This is a genomic window from Streptomyces sp. NPDC001156 (assembly GCF_053598275.1).
Map to the genome: position 1 here is coordinate 1 of NZ_JBSFJX010000545.1, position 1,320 is coordinate 1,320.

A 1,320-nucleotide genomic window follows, 5' to 3' on the forward strand; every position below is an offset into this window, starting at 1 on the left:
CGGTGGGGTCAGTCTGTGCCCCCTGTGTGGGCCCCCTTGGCGTCCTTGCTTTCCTCGCCGCCGTCGCCGCGCCGCTGGTCGGCAGCCTGCACCGCCAAGAACGCCGCGGCCAGCTGGGACAGGCTCACGTGCCGGTACCAGCCGTGGAAGTGGCGTACCTCGTAGTCGGCCATGCCCGCCGCGGACTTCGCCAGTTTGATCGCCTCCTCTACCCGCCAGCGGGCACCCGGGACCAACACCAGCTCCTCCACCGGCACCTCCTCCGGTCCCCAGCCCAGGTAGTAGTCCCGATCCTCAGGGCTTTCCGGGCGGCGTCGGGCCAGCAGCCAGCGGGCGAAACCGCTGCCGACGGCGGCGTCCGGGGCCGGGATCCGGCGCACCCACCACTGCCAAGTCCGCGAGTCCAGCTGGGCGGGGCCGGCGGGCAGCTCGACCCACTCCTCCTCGGCCGCGTGCCGCTCCACCAGCCGGGCGAGGTGGCGCCAGCCGGGACGGGGCAGCACGCTCTGGTTTGCCTGGACGGTCACCACATACGGCAGTCCAAGCTCTTCGAGGGTGCGGCGGAAGGCCCCGTCGCGGCCATAGACCTCGTCCGCGGCCACCCACACCCGCCCGGCCGGGAGGTCCGGCAGTATCCGGGCGATCATCCGCTCGGCCAGGCGCGGCTTGACCGCAAAGCCAACCTCGTCGGGGATGCGCGCCGCCTGGCACCGCTCACGATCTTCGATCCACTCCTTGGGTACGTACAGCTCCCGGTCGATCAACGCCTGCCCCACGCCGGTAGCCCACGCGGCCATCACCCCGACCTGGCAGGGGAAGACCCCGCCCAGCGCGCCCGAGTACTGCCTCGCCACCCCGGCCGAGGCCAGACCCCGCTTGGCGAAACCGGTCTCGTCGACCACCAGCACCCCCGCCCCACCCGGACCGGCCCCGATCCCACCGTCGTCCAACCCCGCCACCACGTAGCGGCGGGTGAAGTCCCGCAGCCGATCCGCATCCCACACCGCGCGGTCCAACAGATGCTGCTGCCCCCAGGGGGAAGGCTCGCCAACGTACTCCGAGATCTGCCAGCCGTTCTTGCGAGACAACGGAGCCAGCAGACCCCGCACACACGCGGCGGCCCGGCCCCACAGATCCACCCGCGGGAAGATGCCGTTGACCTCCAGCAGCAGGCCCTCCAACCGATCGGCGACGCCCTCGGCGCACTCCCGGTCCGTGACGACCGGCGGGATGTCCAGTAACTCCGCCTTCATACACCGCAGTTACCCGTCTCAGGAGATCGACGAACTACAGCGGGCACCCAGATCTACGACTGAAGGG

At 71.2% G+C, this 1,320-nt stretch carries 1 protein-coding gene; it reads right to left on the minus strand.

From position 1 onward, the window contains the following. Positions 1 to 8: 8 nt before the first annotated feature. The gene (locus ACWDA7_RS53005; RefSeq protein ID WP_450615413.1) at positions 9 to 1,253 is read right to left on the minus strand and encodes an IS701 family transposase; all 1,245 of its coding nucleotides are present in this window, start codon (positions 1,251 to 1,253) and stop codon (positions 9 to 11) included. Between the last annotated feature and the right edge of the window lie 67 nt (positions 1,254 to 1,320).

Bases quoted from the DNA above. Each gene is read 5' to 3' on its own strand.
- ACWDA7_RS53005 (WP_450615413.1), bottom strand. From the start codon at position 1,253: ATGAAGGCGGAGTTACTGGACATCCCGCCGGTCGTCACGGACCGGGAG.